The sequence below is a fragment of the Microbulbifer sp. 2205BS26-8 genome, from assembly GCF_030731025.1.
In the GTDB taxonomy this organism is placed as follows: Bacteria; Pseudomonadota; Gammaproteobacteria; order Pseudomonadales; family Cellvibrionaceae; genus Microbulbifer; species Microbulbifer spongiae.
Window position 1 is genome coordinate 1 of the sequence record NZ_JAVAMR010000013.1, and the last position, 15,865, is coordinate 15,865.

General features: G+C 58.4%; 16 protein-coding genes. 10 read left to right on the forward strand and 6 right to left on the reverse strand.

What is annotated here, in order from left to right; genetic code table 11:
* The first annotated feature begins 7 nt into the window (after positions 1 to 7).
* Complete coding sequence (locus Q5Y71_RS06400) at positions 8 to 1,360, forward strand: substrate-binding domain-containing protein (protein WP_371877005.1); 1,353 nt, start codon at positions 8 to 10, stop codon at positions 1,358 to 1,360.
* 278 nt (positions 1,361 to 1,638) lie between these two features.
* On the opposite strand, the gene ald is transcribed toward Q5Y71_RS06400, so the two are convergent.
* Positions 1,639 to 2,784 carry an alanine dehydrogenase gene (gene ald, locus Q5Y71_RS06405; protein WP_306040992.1) on the reverse strand — a complete coding sequence of 382 codons (1,146 nt, stop codon included), beginning with the start codon at positions 2,782 to 2,784 and terminating at the stop codon, positions 1,639 to 1,641.
* Positions 2,785 to 2,984: 200 nt separating this feature from the next.
* On the opposite strand from ald, the gene Q5Y71_RS06410 reads away from it, so the two are divergent.
* The gene (locus Q5Y71_RS06410; RefSeq protein WP_301417092.1) at positions 2,985 to 3,470 is read left to right on the forward strand and encodes an Lrp/AsnC ligand binding domain-containing protein; all 486 of its coding nucleotides are present in this window, start codon (positions 2,985 to 2,987) and stop codon (positions 3,468 to 3,470) included.
* 89 nt (positions 3,471 to 3,559) lie between these two features.
* Here Q5Y71_RS06410 and Q5Y71_RS06415 read toward each other — a convergent pair whose 3' ends face one another.
* The 3 genes from Q5Y71_RS06415 to putP form a co-directional block, all read right to left on the reverse strand.
* Positions 3,560 to 4,024 carry a DUF962 domain-containing protein gene (locus Q5Y71_RS06415; RefSeq protein WP_306040993.1) on the reverse strand — a complete coding sequence of 155 codons (465 nt, stop codon included), beginning with the start codon at positions 4,022 to 4,024 and terminating at the stop codon, positions 3,560 to 3,562.
* A 105-nt stretch (positions 4,025 to 4,129) separates the two neighbouring features.
* A complete protein-coding gene (locus tag Q5Y71_RS06420) occupies positions 4,130 to 4,642 on the reverse strand; it encodes an O-acetyl-ADP-ribose deacetylase (RefSeq protein WP_301417088.1) in 513 nt (170 codons plus the stop codon).
* A gap of 152 nt (positions 4,643 to 4,794) precedes the next feature.
* On the reverse strand, positions 4,795 to 6,261 hold the full coding sequence (gene putP, locus Q5Y71_RS06425; protein ID WP_306040994.1) for a sodium/proline symporter PutP: 1,467 nt from the start codon (positions 6,259 to 6,261) through the stop codon (positions 4,795 to 4,797).
* Positions 6,262 to 6,465: 204 nt separating this feature from the next.
* Here putP and Q5Y71_RS06430 point away from each other — a divergent pair, with 204 nt between their 5' ends.
* Positions 6,466 to 7,074, forward strand: a complete 609-nt coding sequence (locus Q5Y71_RS06430) for a hypothetical protein (RefSeq protein WP_306040995.1) — start codon at positions 6,466 to 6,468, stop codon at positions 7,072 to 7,074.
* On the opposite strand, the gene ttcA is transcribed toward Q5Y71_RS06430, so the two are convergent.
* The gene (gene ttcA / locus Q5Y71_RS06435; RefSeq protein WP_306040996.1) at positions 6,956 to 7,876 is read right to left on the reverse strand and encodes a tRNA 2-thiocytidine(32) synthetase TtcA; all 921 of its coding nucleotides are present in this window, start codon (positions 7,874 to 7,876) and stop codon (positions 6,956 to 6,958) included. The two genes, Q5Y71_RS06430 and ttcA, sit on opposite strands and share 119 nt — an antisense overlap.
* 91 nt (positions 7,877 to 7,967) lie before the next feature.
* Entirely contained in the window at positions 7,968 to 8,636 is a 669-nt protein-coding gene (locus Q5Y71_RS06440; RefSeq protein ID WP_306040997.1) for an arylesterase, read from the reverse strand.
* 44 nt (positions 8,637 to 8,680) lie between these two features.
* Here Q5Y71_RS06440 and Q5Y71_RS06445 point away from each other — a divergent pair, with 44 nt between their 5' ends.
* From Q5Y71_RS06445 to Q5Y71_RS06475, 7 genes are all read left to right on the forward strand, one after another.
* The gene (locus Q5Y71_RS06445) at positions 8,681 to 9,403 is read left to right on the forward strand and encodes an ABC transporter ATP-binding protein (protein ID WP_306040998.1); all 723 of its coding nucleotides are present in this window, start codon (positions 8,681 to 8,683) and stop codon (positions 9,401 to 9,403) included.
* The gene (locus Q5Y71_RS06450) at positions 9,403 to 11,853 is read left to right on the forward strand and encodes an ABC transporter permease (RefSeq protein WP_306040999.1); all 2,451 of its coding nucleotides are present in this window, start codon (positions 9,403 to 9,405) and stop codon (positions 11,851 to 11,853) included. The genes Q5Y71_RS06445 and Q5Y71_RS06450 overlap by 1 nt, the downstream gene beginning before the upstream one ends.
* Before the next feature lie 49 nt (positions 11,854 to 11,902).
* On the forward strand, positions 11,903 to 13,174 hold the full coding sequence (gene bioA, locus Q5Y71_RS06455; RefSeq protein ID WP_306041067.1) for an adenosylmethionine--8-amino-7-oxononanoate transaminase: 1,272 nt from the start codon (positions 11,903 to 11,905) through the stop codon (positions 13,172 to 13,174).
* Complete coding sequence (locus Q5Y71_RS06460) at positions 13,171 to 14,280, forward strand: ABC transporter ATP-binding protein (protein ID WP_306041000.1); 1,110 nt, start codon at positions 13,171 to 13,173, stop codon at positions 14,278 to 14,280. The genes bioA and Q5Y71_RS06460 overlap by 4 nt, the downstream gene beginning before the upstream one ends.
* 304 nt (positions 14,281 to 14,584) lie before the next feature.
* Entirely contained in the window at positions 14,585 to 14,953 is a 369-nt protein-coding gene (locus Q5Y71_RS06465; protein ID WP_306041001.1) for a helix-turn-helix transcriptional regulator, read from the forward strand.
* Between the two features lie 11 nt (positions 14,954 to 14,964).
* Complete coding sequence (locus tag Q5Y71_RS06470) at positions 14,965 to 15,438, forward strand: ArsI/CadI family heavy metal resistance metalloenzyme (RefSeq protein WP_306041002.1); 474 nt, start codon at positions 14,965 to 14,967, stop codon at positions 15,436 to 15,438.
* Positions 15,435 to 15,845, forward strand: coding sequence for an arsenate reductase ArsC (locus Q5Y71_RS06475; RefSeq protein WP_306041003.1), 411 nt, complete (start codon positions 15,435 to 15,437; stop codon positions 15,843 to 15,845). Before Q5Y71_RS06470 ends, Q5Y71_RS06475 begins: the two co-directional genes overlap by 4 nt.
* Positions 15,846 to 15,865: the final 20 nt, after the last annotated feature.

Below are 15,865 nucleotides of genomic sequence, written 5' to 3' on the forward strand. Positions count from 1 at the left end.
AACTGTTATGTACCCGTTCCTTCATCGGTTGTGCCGCACATTGATACTGTCATTCGGACTGTCCTTGACCTCCGCGGCCGCAGCGGAAGTCCCTGCTTTCGACTCAAACACAAGCGGTCTCTTATTTACCCTGCACGGTTCCAACACTATTGGGGCTCAACTGGCACCCAATCTGATTCGCAACTACCTAGCCACAAAGGGTGCACGAAACATCCGATCCACACCCCTGGGCACAATCAACGAGCAACGCATTCAGGCGGATGTTGGAAACCAAGCAGTTTTTATTGATATTGCCGCACACGGCTCCAGCACCGGTTTCAAAGGGCTGGAACAATCTCGGGCGGACATCGCCATGGCCTCCCGGCCCATCAAGGCCGCGGAATGGGTCTTATTAAACCGGTTGGGAGATATGCGCAGCAATCGCGCAGAACATGTGATTGCCATTGATGGAATTGCGATTATTGTGCATTCGGACAATCCAGTGAAGCACTTGACCTTGCAGCAAATTGCAGCTGTTTTCTCTGGTGATATTCGCAATTGGTCACAAGTTGGTGGGCACCGCGGCCACATCCGAGTTTACGCCCGCAACAACCAGTCCGGCACCTGGGACACGTTTAAATCCCTGGTCCTTGGCAAGGATTACAGCCTTATTGAAAATGCCGAACGATTCGAATCAAACGATCAGCTCTCCGACAGGGTTGCCGCGGATTTAAACGGTATCGGGTTTGTCGGGCTGGCATCGATTCGCCACGCCAGAGCCATCGCTGTTTCCCATCAGGACACCCAGCCTCAAGCCCCGGTGCATCTCACCATCGCAACCGAAGACTACCCTCTCTCTCGCCGCCTGTTCCTGTACACGCCGGTGCATTCCCTCAAGCCGGCAGCAGAGGAGTTTCTGTACTTTGTGCAGAGCGAGGCGGGCCAGGAGCAGGTAAAGACGACCGGGTTTATCTCCCAAACCCCGATCAGTATCAAGCCCGCAAGCACGCGGGAAGGCCCTGAAGATTACCTTGCATTAACCCAACATGCGGAACGCCTGAGTATCAATTTCCGTTTCGCAGAGGGCAACGCCACTCTGGACAATAAAGCCCAACAGGATATCCAGAGGCTGGCGAAGTATATGAAAAAGCCGAAGAACCGTGATCGTCAATTATTGTTGATCGGTTTTGGGGACGAAAAAGCCAGTGCAGAACGCTCTATTGTATTGTCCAAACTGCGTGCGCTAACAGTTCGCTCCGCCCTTCACCATCACCAGGTCAACACAGCACCGGTACAGGGGTTTGGAGCCTACCTTCCTGTCGCCTCAAATAATTCCAAGGCAAAAATCAAAAACCGCAGGGTGGAAGTCTGGCTGCTTTAACCATTTATGGGAAGATTCTCCCCGATAAAAAGAAAAAAGCCCTCAACAACACAACCTGGCTTGCACAGCTCGATCACCCAGGGCAGTAAAGACCAACACTCCAGACCCATTGCCAAAAAAGCCGCGTAACAACGCGGCCGTCAATTGGTGGCATAGGGCCACCAGGCCTCACAGAGTGGAGCGCCAGACAAACGCTCCGGGGAAAACCGCCAAACCAGTGAAGAAGCGCGCGATTGCCTTGTTGTCTTAAAAAAGCCTGCCAGGCAACCGCAGGTTGATCAGGCGATGGCTTCTTGTCGCTGGGCCACTTTCTGAAGGGCCAGTTTCGGATCGACATACTCGTAGCCCAGTACATCGGCAACCGCTTTGTAAGTCACCATACCGGCGTGCACATTCAAACCTTCCAGCAGGTTGGCATCATCCAGCAGCGCCTGTTTCGCACCCTTGTTGGCCAGCGCTACCGCAAAAGGCAGCGTGGCATTATTCAGCGCCATAGTAGAGGTGCGCGCAACGCCGCCGGGCATATTGGCCACACAGTAGTGCACTACACCGTCTACAATATAAGTCGGCTCCTGGTGGGTGGTCGCCTTGGAGGTCTCGAAGCAGCCGCCCTGGTCAATGGCCACATCCACGACGACAGCACCTTTCTTCATGCGGCTGATCATATCGCGTGTCAGCAGCTTGGGTGCTGCAGCGCCCGGGATGAGGACCGCACCCACTACCAGGTCTGCTTTCAGGGCATGCTGCTCAATAGCGTCGCTGGTGGAGAATTCGGTGCGCACGGCCCCCCCAAAGATATCATCCAACTGGCGCAGACGGGGCAGGGAGCGATCCAGAATAGTGACATCTGCGCCCATGCCCAGCGCCATCTTGGCCGCGTTGGTCCCCACAACACCTCCACCGATAATCAGGACTCTGGCAGGAGCCACACCGGGTACGCCGCCCAACAGCACTCCGAGGCCACCCTGGGCTTTCTCCAGGTGGTGCGCGCCACACTGCACGGACATGCGCCCGGCAACTTCGGACATGGGTGCCAGCAAAGGCAGGCCGCCAAAGCGGTCGGTGACGGTTTCGTAGGCAATACAGGTAGCACCGGATTTCACCAGCAGTTCAGTTTGCTTGGGGTCGGGTGCCAAGTGCAGGTAGGTATAGAGTACCTGGCCCGGATGCAGCATCTTGCACTCATTAGGCTGGGGCTCTTTGACCTTGACGATCATATCGGCAGTGGCAAAGATTTCCTCCGCGGTATCGAGGATTTCGGCGCCGGCTTTCTGGAACATGGCATCGGTGAAACCAATCGCAGCGCCGCCCCCTCTCTGTACAATCACCCGGTGGCCGTGACCAACCAGTTCGCGCACACTCGCCGGCGCCAGGCCAATGCGGTATTCATGGTTCTTGATCTCTTTCGGGACGCCAATCAGCATTTTTCTGCTCCTCGGTCTCTGTCTCTGGCACACCCTCTGCAAGATTGCAAAATCGGCACCATAACCCTATGTTTTACCCAGTATAGAGCTACCCAAGGAGTGGATTTCTGTCGTTTTTTCTATAAAACTAATGGAATCCACCAATACTATTGGGACAGAGCTCAGTTTTTAAGCTGTTCACCCAGGAGGGAGGCAGAGGCATGCGCAAACGCGCTGGGGAACTCAGTACCGTGGACCGCAATATCCTGCGGGTTCTGCAGAAAAACGGCCGCACCAGCTACGCGGAGCTGGCCCGCCAGGTAGGCTTAACGGCCACACCCTGTGTAGAACGGGTCAGGCGTCTGGAAAATGATGGCGTCATCCAGGGATACACTGCCCTGATCAACCCGGAGTTTCTGGATGCGGCACTGGTGGTTTTCGTGCAAATCCGCCTCAACCGCTCTGCCCAGGATGCCTTCGAGGAATTTCGCAACGCCGTAGCTGCACTGCCGGAGGTACAGGAGTGCTACCTGGTTTCGGGTAATTTCGACTACCTGATTAAGGCCCGTGTTGCGGATATGAGTGCCTATCGCAAATTTTATGGCGAGACCCTGCTGACCTTGCCAGAGGTACAGGAATGCACCAGCTATGTCGTTATGGAAGAGGTCAAGGAGACTCTGGAAGTGCCGGTACACTACAATCGCTGATGCACAGGTTTTTACAGCCTGTGCGCTTGCCGAGATAGCGACGGGTTTGTGCCAGAGTTGGGCTCTACTGGCTGCAGGGCGGGCATCAGTCAGTAACGAATGCCAAGAGCCCGATAAATAAAGGCAACGACCCAAGCCGGCCCAATGAGTAAAAACTCCAGGTCCTTAAAAAAAGCGGGCTTCTTCCCTTCGTAGGCATGGCCAATAAACTGAAAGATCCACATCACCACAAACAGGCCCAAGGCCGTCTGCCAAACAGAAACACCCACACGCTCCAGCAGAGACCAGGCCCACAGGCAGACAACCGTGAGCGCCGTCATGCCCAGGGCAATGGGGAAAGACAGGGCGACATAAAACAGCAATACCGGCACCGCGGCTATGACGGCCCAGTTCAACCAGGGAAACGCGCTCATGAATTGCGGCTGCGGAATGGCCCACAGGAGGCCCGTAATGGCCGCGTAAATCACCGGTACCGCAATCCAGTGGATGGCCTTGTTGACAGGGTTCTGGTGACTCTCGCTGTATTCGGCAAACCACTGCTGCACAGTGCGCATTCCTACCTCTTGTTCTTATCTATGATCGCCGGACTATTGATCACTCTCGCAGCCAGGGCCATTTCCCGTGGCCCAAAATACCGGACACGCGCTGAAGCATTCTGTTCATCGCCGTACGTGCGTATCCAACTGGGCGTGATAGAGTTCGGCTATTTTCCGATCAAAACAACAAAAAACAATGCTGCGGGGCTCACCCTCCCCCTCGAGATGACTCTGTACCTGACGAACAGCAATCTCCACTGCGAGCCTGGGAGGATAATCATAAATACCACAACTGATTGCCGGAAAGGCAATGGAGCGCATGTTTTCCCGCCTCGCCAGGGTCAGGCAATGGCTGTAACAGCTGGCAAGCAGCTCCGACTCACCGAGGCGCCCACCGCGCCAGACCGGCCCGACGGTATGGTAAATACGTTTTACGGGAATGGAAAAAGCACCGGTGGCACGGACTTCGCCGACAGGACAGCCTCCGAGATCACGGCAGGCTCTGAGCAGCTTGGGACCCGCTGCGCGATGAATGGCCCCATCCACACCGCCCCCACCGAGCAGGCGGGTATTGGCGGCATTGACGATAACGTCGACATTGAGTCGAGTGATATCGCCGAGGTGAACTTCGATCACTCAGTATCTCCAACCGCTATTTGCATAATCGCTGCGGATGGAAATCCTTTTCTCTTCACAACTGCCGCGCCCTTGGTCCAGGCACGCCCTTCGCGCAACCGCCTGGCTTGCGCCCCATTCAGAGCGGGGTTGGCAAGCAATCACCCACCGCCTCACCCAAGCAGTCTCTTGTACTGGGAGGACACGGCTTGCGGGCATTTTGTCAGCGCGCTAACTATCAAGATAGCAGCTGCTGAGAAAATAAAACCCGGCAGCAGTTCATAGACTTCAAATAGTCCGCCGGACAACTGTTCCCAGACAACGACTGTCACGCCACCCACAATCACTCCGGCAATCGCGCCACTGCCGGTCATACGGCGCCAGTAGAGACTGATCAACAACGTCGGCCCAAAAGCGGCGCCCAGCCCGGCCCAAGCATAGCCCACAACATCCAGCACTTTGGAATCCTGGTCCAAAGCGATCCACACTGCCACCAGCGACAGCGCTACAACCGCCCAGCGCCCGACTTTCACCATTGCCTCCGGGCTAGTCTTGCGGCCAACCCAGACGTGGTAGATATCCTCGGCCAGGGCCGCGGAGGAAACCAGTAACTGGGAGTCGGCAGTGCTCATAATGGCGGAGAGAATCGCCGCCAACAGCACGCCGGCAACGATCGGATGGAACAACACCTGTACCAGTTCCATAAACACCTTTTCACCGTCGGGCAGGCCCTGCTGGATTTGCAGGTGGGCAAAGAGGCCCACAGCCATGGCGCCCAGAAACCCGATCAGGGACCAGAGAGCTGCCACAGTGGCCGCTGCGGGCACATCCCGCGGACTGCGCACAGCCATAAAGCGCGCCAGAATATGGGGCTGACCGAAATAGCCAAGCCCCCAGGCCAGGGAACTTAAAATCGCCACCAGGCCCAGAGCCTGGCCCGTGTTATCCGTCATCCAGTGTGTCAACTCCGGCACACTTGCCTGCAGCTGGCTCCAGCTGTCTGCGAGGCCCCCATGGTCAGAGATAACCACCAGTGGCACAGTGATCAGCGCGACACTCATCAAAAGCCCCTGGAAGACATCGGTCCAGGACACCGCTAGAAAGCCGCCGAACAGCGTGTAGGAAATCACCGCCACGGCACCAGTGATAACAGCCCACCGGTAATCCCACCCAAAGACAGTCTCGAATAACTTGCCACCGGCAATCAGGCCCGAGGCCACGTAGAAAAGGAAAAACAGCAGAATGAAAACGGCACATACCGTACGCAGATAGGGGTGTCCCATCCTGAAACGGCGATGGAGATAGGCCGGCACTGTGAGTGAATCGTCCAGCGCATAGGTATACACACGCAACCGGCGGCCCATACTGACCCAACTGAGCACAATGCCGGAGAAGAGACCAATGGCGATCCAGCCGGCGGAGAGGCCGGCAGCATAGGCGGCGCCGGGCAACCCCAGCAGGAGCCAGCCGCTCATATCCGAAGCGCCGGCAGACAGGGCCGCCACCACCGGGGGCAGAGAGCGGCCACCAAGGAAATAATCGCTGGCATTTTTGGTACGCAGATAAGCGTAGACTCCGATCACCAGGATCAGGGCCAGGTAGGCAACAAAGGTTAGGGCAATGAGCCACTGTGCGGGCATAGGGAGTTCCTTTTGCTCAATGTGGAATGGTGGCCAAAAGGAAAACCCTCTGACGCCCCGCTGGCTGTTCGATACATTGCACTACGGAGTTGGCACCACTTCAGGAATCGTTATGTTTATTTCGCGTAAATCTACCCATTAGGTGGCGCCAACTCAATCCGTAAACTAAATATTGAGGACACCTACAGAAAAAAGACAACACTTATGGGCATCTGTCTGGACGAGTTGCGCCTCCAGGTCATCCGTCCGACCCTGCAACACCTGAAAGCCTGGAACCTGGGCATGGAAAATCTCCTGTTGGGAACAGCTGCACAGGAGTCACAACTGGGTTTTCATCTCAAGCAGGGACGGCGCCATGGATTGGGCATCTATCAAATCCAACCGCATACGCACCGGGAGATCTGGGATCACTACCTGATTGATTATCCCCCTCTGGCCTCCAAGGTGCGCGGTCTCGCCAGCCAGCGGGACTTCCTCGACCACCCCCACAGCGAGCTGACCACCAACCTCCGCTACGCCACGGCGATCGCCTGGCTGATCTACCGCTCCGCCGATGTGCATAGAATCGAAGAGGCGGACGCCGCCAATGTCACCCTGATGGCGCAGCTCTGGCACCAGCACTTCCACCACGGTCCCAGTGCCACAACCCGGGATTTCGAATGCAGCTACGCCCAACTGGTGAGCGGTGCCGACCCTACAGATTCAGCGCCTCGATATGCTGGGGCACAGCTTCCCGCGCATCCTCCGGCACCCAGGAATTCACCCGGCAGCGGTGGTCTGAATGGTCGGGGTGCCCGGCAGCCGACGGCGTAGAGCGGTCCAGCGCCAGGCTTTTAAAATCGTAGAGATCCCTGTCTGCCAGTTGTGACGGGGAAACCCTTGTCAACGCCGCAAAGATATTTTCGCAGCGCCCGGGGAATTTCCCATCCCACTCCCGCACCATTTGCTTGATTGCCTGTCGCTGCAGGTTCTCCTGGCTGCCGCACAGGTTGCAGGGGATTATCGGGAACGCCCGGTGTCGGGCAAAACGGGCAATATCCGCTTCCCGACAGTAGGCCAAAGGGCGGATCACAATATTGCGCCCGTCGTCGGCACGCAGTTTGGGGGGCATTGCCTTGAGCCTCCCGCCGTAAAACAGATTCAGGAACAACGTCTCGACGATATCGTCCTTGTGATGGCCCAGCGCCACTTTGGTGGCGCCTATTTCCTCGGCAAATCCATAGAGAGTCCCCCGGCGCAATCGGGAGCAGAGGCTGCAGGTAGTCTTGCCCTCGGGCACCACTTCCCGCACCACCGAATAGGTGTCTTTCTCCACGATATGATGCGGCACACCCAGGGCGCGCAGGTAATCCGGCAGCACATGCTGGGGAAACCCCGGCTGTTTCTGGTCCATATTCACCGCCACCAGCTCAAACTCGACCGGCGCGGTTTTCTGCAGGCCCAGCAGGATATCCAGCATGGCATAGGAATCCTTACCGCCGGACAGGCAAACCATGATTTTGTCACCCGCTTCAATCATATTGAAGTCGGCGATGGCGCGGCCTACCTGGCGGCGCAGGCGTTTCTGCAGCTTGTTGAATTCGAGCCGCTCGCGGCGGTTTTCCAATGCGGACATGGTGTCTCTCTGACTGATTCGCTAGCGGTGACCGGGCTGAGGGCCCCGGCGGCGCTTTCAGTATCCGGGGGCGCGATTGTACGCATTTCACTCACGGAGTACACGAACCGTCTTTGCCGCCCTCCGCCAGCAGGGATTCAACACAGGGCCAAACGTGTTCCAACAGCGCCGGCTGGGCCTTGGCGGTAGGGTGGATGCCATCGGACTGCATGGCGCCCTCCTTCAGGGCCACTGTCTCCAGAAAGAAAGGGACCAGCGCCACCTGCTCGGCTTTTGCCACCCGGGGGTAGACCGCGGCAAATGCATCGGTGTAGGCGCGGCCATAGTTGGGTGGGATCCGCATCCCCAGCAACAGAACCTCGGTGCCGGCATCCTTTGCCAGTTTCACCATGGCCTGCAGATTGCGCTGCAGGGTCTGCGGCGGGTAGCCCCGCAGGCCGTCGTTGCCACCCAGTTCCACAATCAGCCAGCGCGGACTGTGTGCCTGCATCAGACGTGGCAGGCGGGTCAAACCACCGGAGGTGGTCTCGCCGCTGATGCTGGCATTCACCACCCGAACGGTCCGGCCCCGCTCCTGCAGGCGCTCCCGCAGCAGCTGTACCCAGCCCCGCGCCTCATCGAAACCGTAGGCCGCACTGATACTGTCACCCAGTACCAGCAGGGTCTCCGAACCGTTCGCACTGGCAATCCCCGCGGGGACAGACAGCAGCAATATCAAGCTAAAGTGAGCCAGCAGCCGCCGAAAAAAAGCTGTCGTCATGTCATACTCTCCAAAAACGCGTCGATCCGCAAAGGAAACACAGTATGTCCGCCATTCTCACGGCAGAAAACCTGTATCACAGAGTCCCCACCAGCGAAGGGCCACTGACCCTATTAAACAATATCTCCCTGCAACTGGCGCGCGGAGAAAGCCTTGCGGTGACGGGCGCCTCGGGTTCCGGTAAATCCACCCTGCTCGGTCTGCTGGCGGGGCTGGACAAACCCAGTGAAGGCAGAATCTGGCTGGCGGGCGAAGAGATCACCGCGATGGACGAAGAGCGGCGCGCGGCCCTGCGCGCCCGCTGTGTGGGCTTTGTATTTCAGACTTTCCAGCTGTTGCCCGGCCTCACTGCCCTGGAAAATGTCATGCTGCCCAGTGAACTGCGCGGGGAGCGCGGCGCCGACAGGCGTGCACAGGAGTTTCTCTCACGGGTCGGTCTTGAGCACCGGCTGCGCCACTACCCCCGCCAGCTTTCGGGGGGTGAGCAGCAGCGCGTCGCCCTCGCCCGCGCTTTCGCCAGTTTCGTCGCCGACGATGCCATTCTGTTTGCCGACGAACCCACCGGCAGCCTCGACGCGGGCAATGGTGCCAAGGTCATTGACCTGTTGTTCAGGCTCAACGCCGAATCCAGCACCACGCTGGTACTGATCACCCATGAGCGGCGCCTGGCCGAGCGCTGTACCAGACACCTGTATATGGCCGCCGGGTGTGCAGAGCACGGCACATCGGTACCGGATAAAAGCAATCTGCCGGAGGAACCCGCCTGATGCTGCCGCTGCGACTGCTCTTCAGGGACTGGCGCGGTGGCGAACTGGCCCTGATCGCCAGTGCCCTGGTACTGGCGGTGACCTGTGTCACCGCCATCGCCCACTTCACCGACCGCCTGACCCGCGCCATGGAACAGCAATCCCTCAGCTTCCTGGCCGCCGAGCGGGTCCTGCGCAGCAGCCAAGCGGTCGACCCGGCCTGGCTGGATGCAGCGAAAGCGCGGGGACTGGCGCAGGGGCAGACCATCCAGTTTGCCTCGATGATATCCGCCAACGATCAGTTCCAGTTTGTCTCGGTAAAGGCCGCGGACGGCGGCTATCCCCTGGTGGGCCACCTGGAAATGCGCAGGGGCGAGGACGCCCCGGGTGAGATCACCCAACAGGGCCCGCCTCCGGGAGAGGCCTGGGTAGAGCCCCGCCTGTTGCCCCTGCTGGGGATCACCATGGGTGACGCCATCGGCCTGGGGGACACGCAGCTCAAAGTGACGGGGCTGCTGGAGCGAGAACCCGACCGGGGCACCAGCCTGTTTGATATGGGCGCACGGGTACTGGTCCATATCGATGACCTGCCGGCCTCCGGGGTGATCCAGGCCGGCAGCCGGGTGCGCTATCGCTACCTGTTTGCCGGCGACGACCGGGCCCTGGGACAGTATTTCGACTGGCTGAAACCCCAACTCACCGAGCACCAGCGGGTGCTGGATCTGCGCGAGGGCCAGCCGCGCGTGGCCTCGGCCCTGAATCGCGCCGAGCGCTTCCTGTTTCTCGCTGCCAGCCTCGCCGTACTGCTGGCCAGTGTCGCCGTGGGTCTGGCCGCACGCCGCTACGGCCTGCGCCACGCTACCTATGTGGCGGTAATGAAGAGCCTCGGCGCCGGGCGCAACAAAATCCTCACCATCTACCTGGGGCAGCTAGCGGCCCTGACCTTGATCGCCACTGCCGCAGGCCTGGCCCTGGGCAGTGTTATCCAGGCCCAGGTGGTCAACCTGATGGCGGGCTTCTTTCCGGTGGTGCCACCGCCCAGCCACTGGAATCCGCTGCTGGTGGGGCTGGCCACCGGTTTCGCCTGCGCCCTCGGCTTTGCCCTGCCGCCCCTGTTTCGCCTGGCGCGCACCGATCCCATGCAGACACTGCACAAGGATTGGAGCAACCCCGATCAGCGCGAATGGCTGGGACTGATCCTCGGCCCTGGAGCCATGCTGCTGTTGATCTGGTGGCTGTCGGGGAGCCTGGCGATGACGCTGGCACTGCTCGCCGGCATGGGGCTGCTGGTAGGCGGCAGCGCCCTGGTCAACCAGTTGTTGGTGAGCGCCAAGCTCGCTGACCTTGGTGGTGCCTGGCGCATTGCCCTGGGCAGCCTGCAGCGCCGCGCCGCCTTCAACACCCTGCTGATCGCCGCCTTTGGCACCGGCCTGCTGGCGATGCTGGCTCTGATCTTTGCCCGCACCGCGCTGATCGACGAATGGCGCATGCAACTGCCAGAGAAGGCACCAAACCATTTCCTGCTGAATATCACCCCCACCGATGTAGGGGGGCTGCAGCAGATGCTGGAAAAGGCGGGCGTCAGCAGCAGCGAATTTTACCCGATGGTGCGCGGCCGCCTGACCGCCATCAACGACACCCCCACCAGGGACCTCAAGGACCGCCCCAACGGTGTGCGGCGGGAACTCAACCTGAGTTGGACCGAAAACCTGGCGCCGGACAACCGAATTCTCGAAGGCGAGTGGTGGGACAAGACCCGAAAGGGTGTCTCGGTAGAAGTGGAGCTGGCCGCGCAGCTCAATCTGGCCCTCGGCGACCGCCTGCGCTTTTCCATCGGCGGACTGGAAGTGGAAGCCCCGGTGGCCAGCTTCCGCTCCCTGGACTGGAATAGCATGCGCCCCAACTTCTATATGCTGTTCGCGCCGGGCACACTGGAAGGTTTCCCCGCCACCTATATCACCAGCTTTTACCTGCCCCCGCGAGACAAGCTGCTGGTCAACGACCTGGTGCGCAGCTATCCCAGTGTCAGCGTGATAGAGCTGGACAAGATTATCCTGCGGATCCGCGACACCATCGACCAGGTGTCTTTCGCCATCGAATCGGTGATGGCGCTGATGCTGGTTGCCGGGGTGCTGGTCTTGATTGCCGGAGTGCGCGCCAGTATCGCCGAGCGTTTGCAGGAAGCGGCAATTATCCGCACACTGGGCGGGCGCAGGCGCCTGCTGCTGAAGAGCCTGGTGCTGGAATTCGGCCTGCTCGGCTGTGCCGCCGGCCTGCTCGCCGCCATCGGCGCCGAGGCCACCCTGATGGTACTATCGCACAGGGTTTTCGAGCTGCCCCTGGTGCTGCACCCCACCCTGTGGTTGCTGGGCCCGCTGGCAGGCACCCTGCTGGTGGGCACCGCCGGCACCCTGGCCTGTTACAGCGCGGTGCGCCAGCCGCCACTGAAAGTGTTGCGGGAACTGGCCTGAACGCAGTCAATTGGCCCGTGCTGGCCGCACAAAAGAGAGAGCGCTGTTGATGGACCTGGAATTTGACCGCAAGCATATCTGGCACCCCTATGCCTCCCTGTTCAACCCGCCACCGGTTTACCCGGTGGTGCGGGCTGAGGGTGTTCGTATTTTCCTGGAGGATGGCCGCGGCCTGATTGACGGCATGTCCTCCTGGTGGAGTGCCCTGCACGGCTACAATGTGCCCGAGCTGAACCGCGCCCTGCGCGCACAGATGGAGCAGATGTCCCATGTGATGTTTGGCGGCCTCACCCACGAGCCCGCCATTGCACTGTGCAGGAAGCTGGTGGAAATCACCCCGCCGGGACTCAACCGGGTATTTCTCGCTGATTCCGGCTCGGTCTCTGTGGAAGTCGCGATCAAGATGGCGCTGCAGTTTTGGCACGCTCAAGGCAAGCCGGGCAAACACAAACTGCTGGCCCTGCGCAACGGCTATCACGGCGATACCTTTGGGGCCATGGCCACCTGTGACCCTGTCACCGGTATGCATCACCTGTTTGCCGGGCAGCTCGGTCAGCATCTGTTCGCCCCCGCTCCGCAAACCTCTTTCGGCCAGCCCTGCCCCGATGGGGACATTGGCGAACTGGCGCAACTGGTGGCGCAACACCGCGAGCAACTGGCCGCGGTGATCCTGGAGCCGATTGTGCAAGGTGCCGGCGGTATGCGCTTCTACTCCGCAGACTACCTGCGCCGGGTAAAAACACTGTGCGACGAATATGACCTGCTGCTGATCGCCGATGAAATCGCCACCGGTTTCGGTCGTAGCGGCCAATTGTTCGCCTGCGATCACGCCGCTGTCAGCCCGGATATTCTCACCCTGGGCAAGGCCCTTACCGGCGGCACACTGACATTGGCCGCCACCTTGTGCAGCGACCGCATCGCCCAGGGCATCTGTAGCGGCGAGGCCGGGGTCTTTATGCACGGCCCCACCTTTATGGGCAACCCCCTGGCCTGCTCCGTGGCCAATGCCAGTATCGACCTGTTGCTCAGCAGCCCCTGGCAGCACAGGGTTGAAAGCATTGAGGCCCAACTCAAAGAACAGCTGGCCCCGCTCGAACAGGCAGGGGGTGTCGCAGATGTGCGCGCGCTCGGCGCCATCGGTGTGGTGGAAATGCGCGAACCGGTGCCTATGGCCAGTCTGCAGGCGGCGTTAATCAAACGCGGCGTCTGGCTGCGCCCCTTTGGCAAGCTGGTCTACACAATGCCGCCGTATATTATCTCCGAAGCCGATCTTACCCAGCTGACTGCGGCGATGGTGGATGTACTCGGCGAAATCGAATGATAGAGCGAATACGCCCGAGATTCCCTGTGCAACCCATACTCTCCGCAAACGACCTGGAATGCCGCTACGGCAACCGGGTGGTAATCGAATCCGTCTCCCTGTCCCTGCTGCCGGGGGAGATCGCCTGCCTGTTGGGGCCGAGCGGATGCGGCAAAACCACGCTTCTGCAGGCAATTGCCGGCTTCCAGCCGCTCACCAGCGGGTCTATTACCCTGGAGGGCAAAACCATCTCCTCTGCAGGCGCCATGACGCCCCCGGAGAAACGCAATATCGGCATGGTATTCCAGGATTACGCACTGTTTCCGCACTTAAATCTTGTCGACAATGTAGCTTTCGGCATCCAGTCACTCGGCGGGCAGGAGCGCCGGGCGCGCGTGGCGGAATTGCTGCAGCTGGTGCAGCTGCAGCAATACGCCAAACAGTTTCCCCACCAGCTCTCCGGTGGGCAGCAACAGCGTGTTGCCCTGGCCCGCGCCCTGGCACCGCGGCCGCGCCTGTTGCTCATGGACGAGCCCTTCTCCAATCTGGATAGCGCACTGCGCCGCAGCCTAGCCGCAGAAGTGCGACAGATTCTGCGCGCACAGGGCACACCGGCAATGATCGTTACCCACGACCGCCGTGAGGCATTTATTGCCGGCGATACACTCGGGGTACTGAGCGGTGGGCAACTGCAGCAGTGGGACACCCCCCAGCAGCTGTACCGCCACCCGGCCAATATTGCCGTCGCGCGTATCGTCAGCGATGGCACCCTGTTCGAGGGTCGGGTTATCCACACGGGGCTTGCAGAAACCCAGCTTGGCAAGCTGGAACTACCGCACCAGGGGTTTACAGCTGGAGAGCAAATACGGGTGTTTGTGCGCAGCGAGGATATCCTGCCGGGCGATCACCCTCATGCCGTCCTCGCCCATATTATTGAAAAAACCTTCCTCGGGGACCGGGCCGTGTACAGGTTTCGCCTGCCGGGGGGAAACAGTTTCAGCACATCCCTAAAGGCTGCGCACCATTTCCCAGCAGACAGTACAGTGCCACTGCGCCTGTCCCGGCCCCTGGTTTTTACCGCCCACAGCGAGGACCGATCGCCATACCAAAAAGTGCAGGCAGATTAACCGACAAGTGGATACTCACTCACAGGGAATCACTTCCACATGCAAAATCAATCGCGCCTCCACATCCGCAGAGCGTAATGAAAAAAGACTGTCAGCGCCAACCACCGTGGCTACCGTATCGGCGCGGGCGATTAATGGTTCACGCCTGGATTAAGCTCTGACCTCAACCTCTGTCAATAATGGCCATGACAAAATAGTCACTATATGGTTGTGATTTTTTCTGGGAATAGCCAACTTTATCGCAAATCTGCCAGTTATGTCGATTTCTGTTGACATATCAATATAAGTCCACTATTTTGGACGTATGGACTTAAAAGACACTATCCCCCTATTCGCTGCTCTCTCTCAGGAAACCCGGCTGAGGGCATTCCGACTGCTTGTGCAGGCAGGTCCAAATGGCCTGCCTGCAGGAGCCCTTAGTGAGAAACTGGGTACGCCACACAACACTATGTCCTTTCATTTGAATCACCTTTCCAACGCAAAGCTCATTTCCTCACACAAGGAAGGTAGATCCGTGATCTATTCCGCTAACTACGATGCAATTCGGGATTTGATCGGGTTTATGGTCAAAGACTGCTGCAGCCTTGATATTGCCAGCATCCGTGAAGACAAACGTAAAGGATGTTCAATCATTGAAATGGCTGGTTATTGCTGTGAGCCCCAGCCGAAATAAAGGGTTTTGCTATGAAGCGTCTGCATATACACATTGGCGTGGAAAATATCGCTGACAGCATTAAATTCTATAGCGCTCTCTTCGATACTCAACCTGTAAAAATAAAACATGGCTATGCAAAGTGGATGCTTGATGACCCACGCATCAACTTTGCAATTTCAACGTATGCAAAAAACGGTGTCGATCACCTCGGATTACAGGTAGATGATAAGCGTGAACTGGGGTTAATAAGAAAGCGGCTAAAAAAAGCGGAGATGTCACCCTTCGATGAAGGCGAAACCCTCTGTTGCTACGCCCATTCAGAAAAATCCTGGGTCACTGACCCTGCCGGAATTGCCTGGGAAGCTTACCAAACTTTGAAAGACATACACTATTTCTCCGGTATTGCGTCTTCGGCAGAGAAGGCCAGTTGTCAGTCTCAGCCCAAAGGTCAGCCAGGTTGCTGCAAAGATCCCTCAAAAGCAATGGGCCGTTGCCGTTTATGAAAAGTATACTCGTGCTTTGCACAGGAAATTCATGCCGCTCAATCATGGCCGAAGCGCTCATCAATACTCTTGCCGAAGAAAAGTATATTGCCAAAAGTGCCGGCAGTGAACCTGTTGGATTCGTGCATCCAAAGTCTATAGAAGTATTAAAACAGCATGGAATTGATACAAAAGATCTTCACAGCAAATTGTGGGACGAATTCCAGGGCATGCATTTCGATGTAGTGATTTCCGTCTGCGATCAGAATGACAGTAAACTCTGCCCTTTATTTTTCGGAAAGCACAAAAAGTTGAATTGGAATACACCTGACCCTGACAAAAAAGAAGGCACAGGGGATGAAATTAAAGCAGCGTTTAAAGATACCTTCAATTTCCTCAAAAGCAAAATAGAAGAAGAGTTGTTATGAGTACCGAATCACCATCTCCA

Bases quoted from the DNA above. Each gene is read 5' to 3' on its own strand.
- Q5Y71_RS06400 (WP_371877005.1), top strand. From the start codon at position 8: ATGTACCCGTTCCTTCATCGGTTGTGCCGCACATTGATACTGTCATTC.
- ald (WP_306040992.1), bottom strand. From the start codon at position 2,784: ATGCTGATTGGCGTCCCGAAAGAGATCAAGAACCATGAATACCGCATT.
- Q5Y71_RS06410 (WP_301417092.1), top strand. From the start codon at position 2,985: ATGCGCAAACGCGCTGGGGAACTCAGTACCGTGGACCGCAATATCCTG.
- Q5Y71_RS06415 (WP_306040993.1), bottom strand. From the start codon at position 4,024: ATGCGCACTGTGCAGCAGTGGTTTGCCGAATACAGCGAGAGTCACCAG.
- putP (WP_306040994.1), bottom strand. From the start codon at position 6,261: ATGCCCGCACAGTGGCTCATTGCCCTAACCTTTGTTGCCTACCTGGCC.
- Q5Y71_RS06430 (WP_306040995.1), top strand. From the start codon at position 6,466: ATGGGCATCTGTCTGGACGAGTTGCGCCTCCAGGTCATCCGTCCGACC.
- ttcA (WP_306040996.1), bottom strand. From the start codon at position 7,876: ATGTCCGCATTGGAAAACCGCCGCGAGCGGCTCGAATTCAACAAGCTG.
- Q5Y71_RS06440 (WP_306040997.1), bottom strand. From the start codon at position 8,636: ATGACGACAGCTTTTTTTCGGCGGCTGCTGGCTCACTTTAGCTTGATA.
- Q5Y71_RS06445 (WP_306040998.1), top strand. From the start codon at position 8,681: ATGTCCGCCATTCTCACGGCAGAAAACCTGTATCACAGAGTCCCCACC.
- Q5Y71_RS06450 (WP_306040999.1), top strand. From the start codon at position 9,403: ATGCTGCCGCTGCGACTGCTCTTCAGGGACTGGCGCGGTGGCGAACTG.
- bioA (WP_306041067.1), top strand. From the start codon at position 11,903: ATGGACCTGGAATTTGACCGCAAGCATATCTGGCACCCCTATGCCTCC.
- Q5Y71_RS06460 (WP_306041000.1), top strand. From the start codon at position 13,171: ATGATAGAGCGAATACGCCCGAGATTCCCTGTGCAACCCATACTCTCC.
- Q5Y71_RS06465 (WP_306041001.1), top strand. From the start codon at position 14,585: ATGGACTTAAAAGACACTATCCCCCTATTCGCTGCTCTCTCTCAGGAA.
- Q5Y71_RS06470 (WP_306041002.1), top strand. From the start codon at position 14,965: ATGAAGCGTCTGCATATACACATTGGCGTGGAAAATATCGCTGACAGC.
- Q5Y71_RS06475 (WP_306041003.1), top strand. From the start codon at position 15,435: ATGAAAAGTATACTCGTGCTTTGCACAGGAAATTCATGCCGCTCAATC.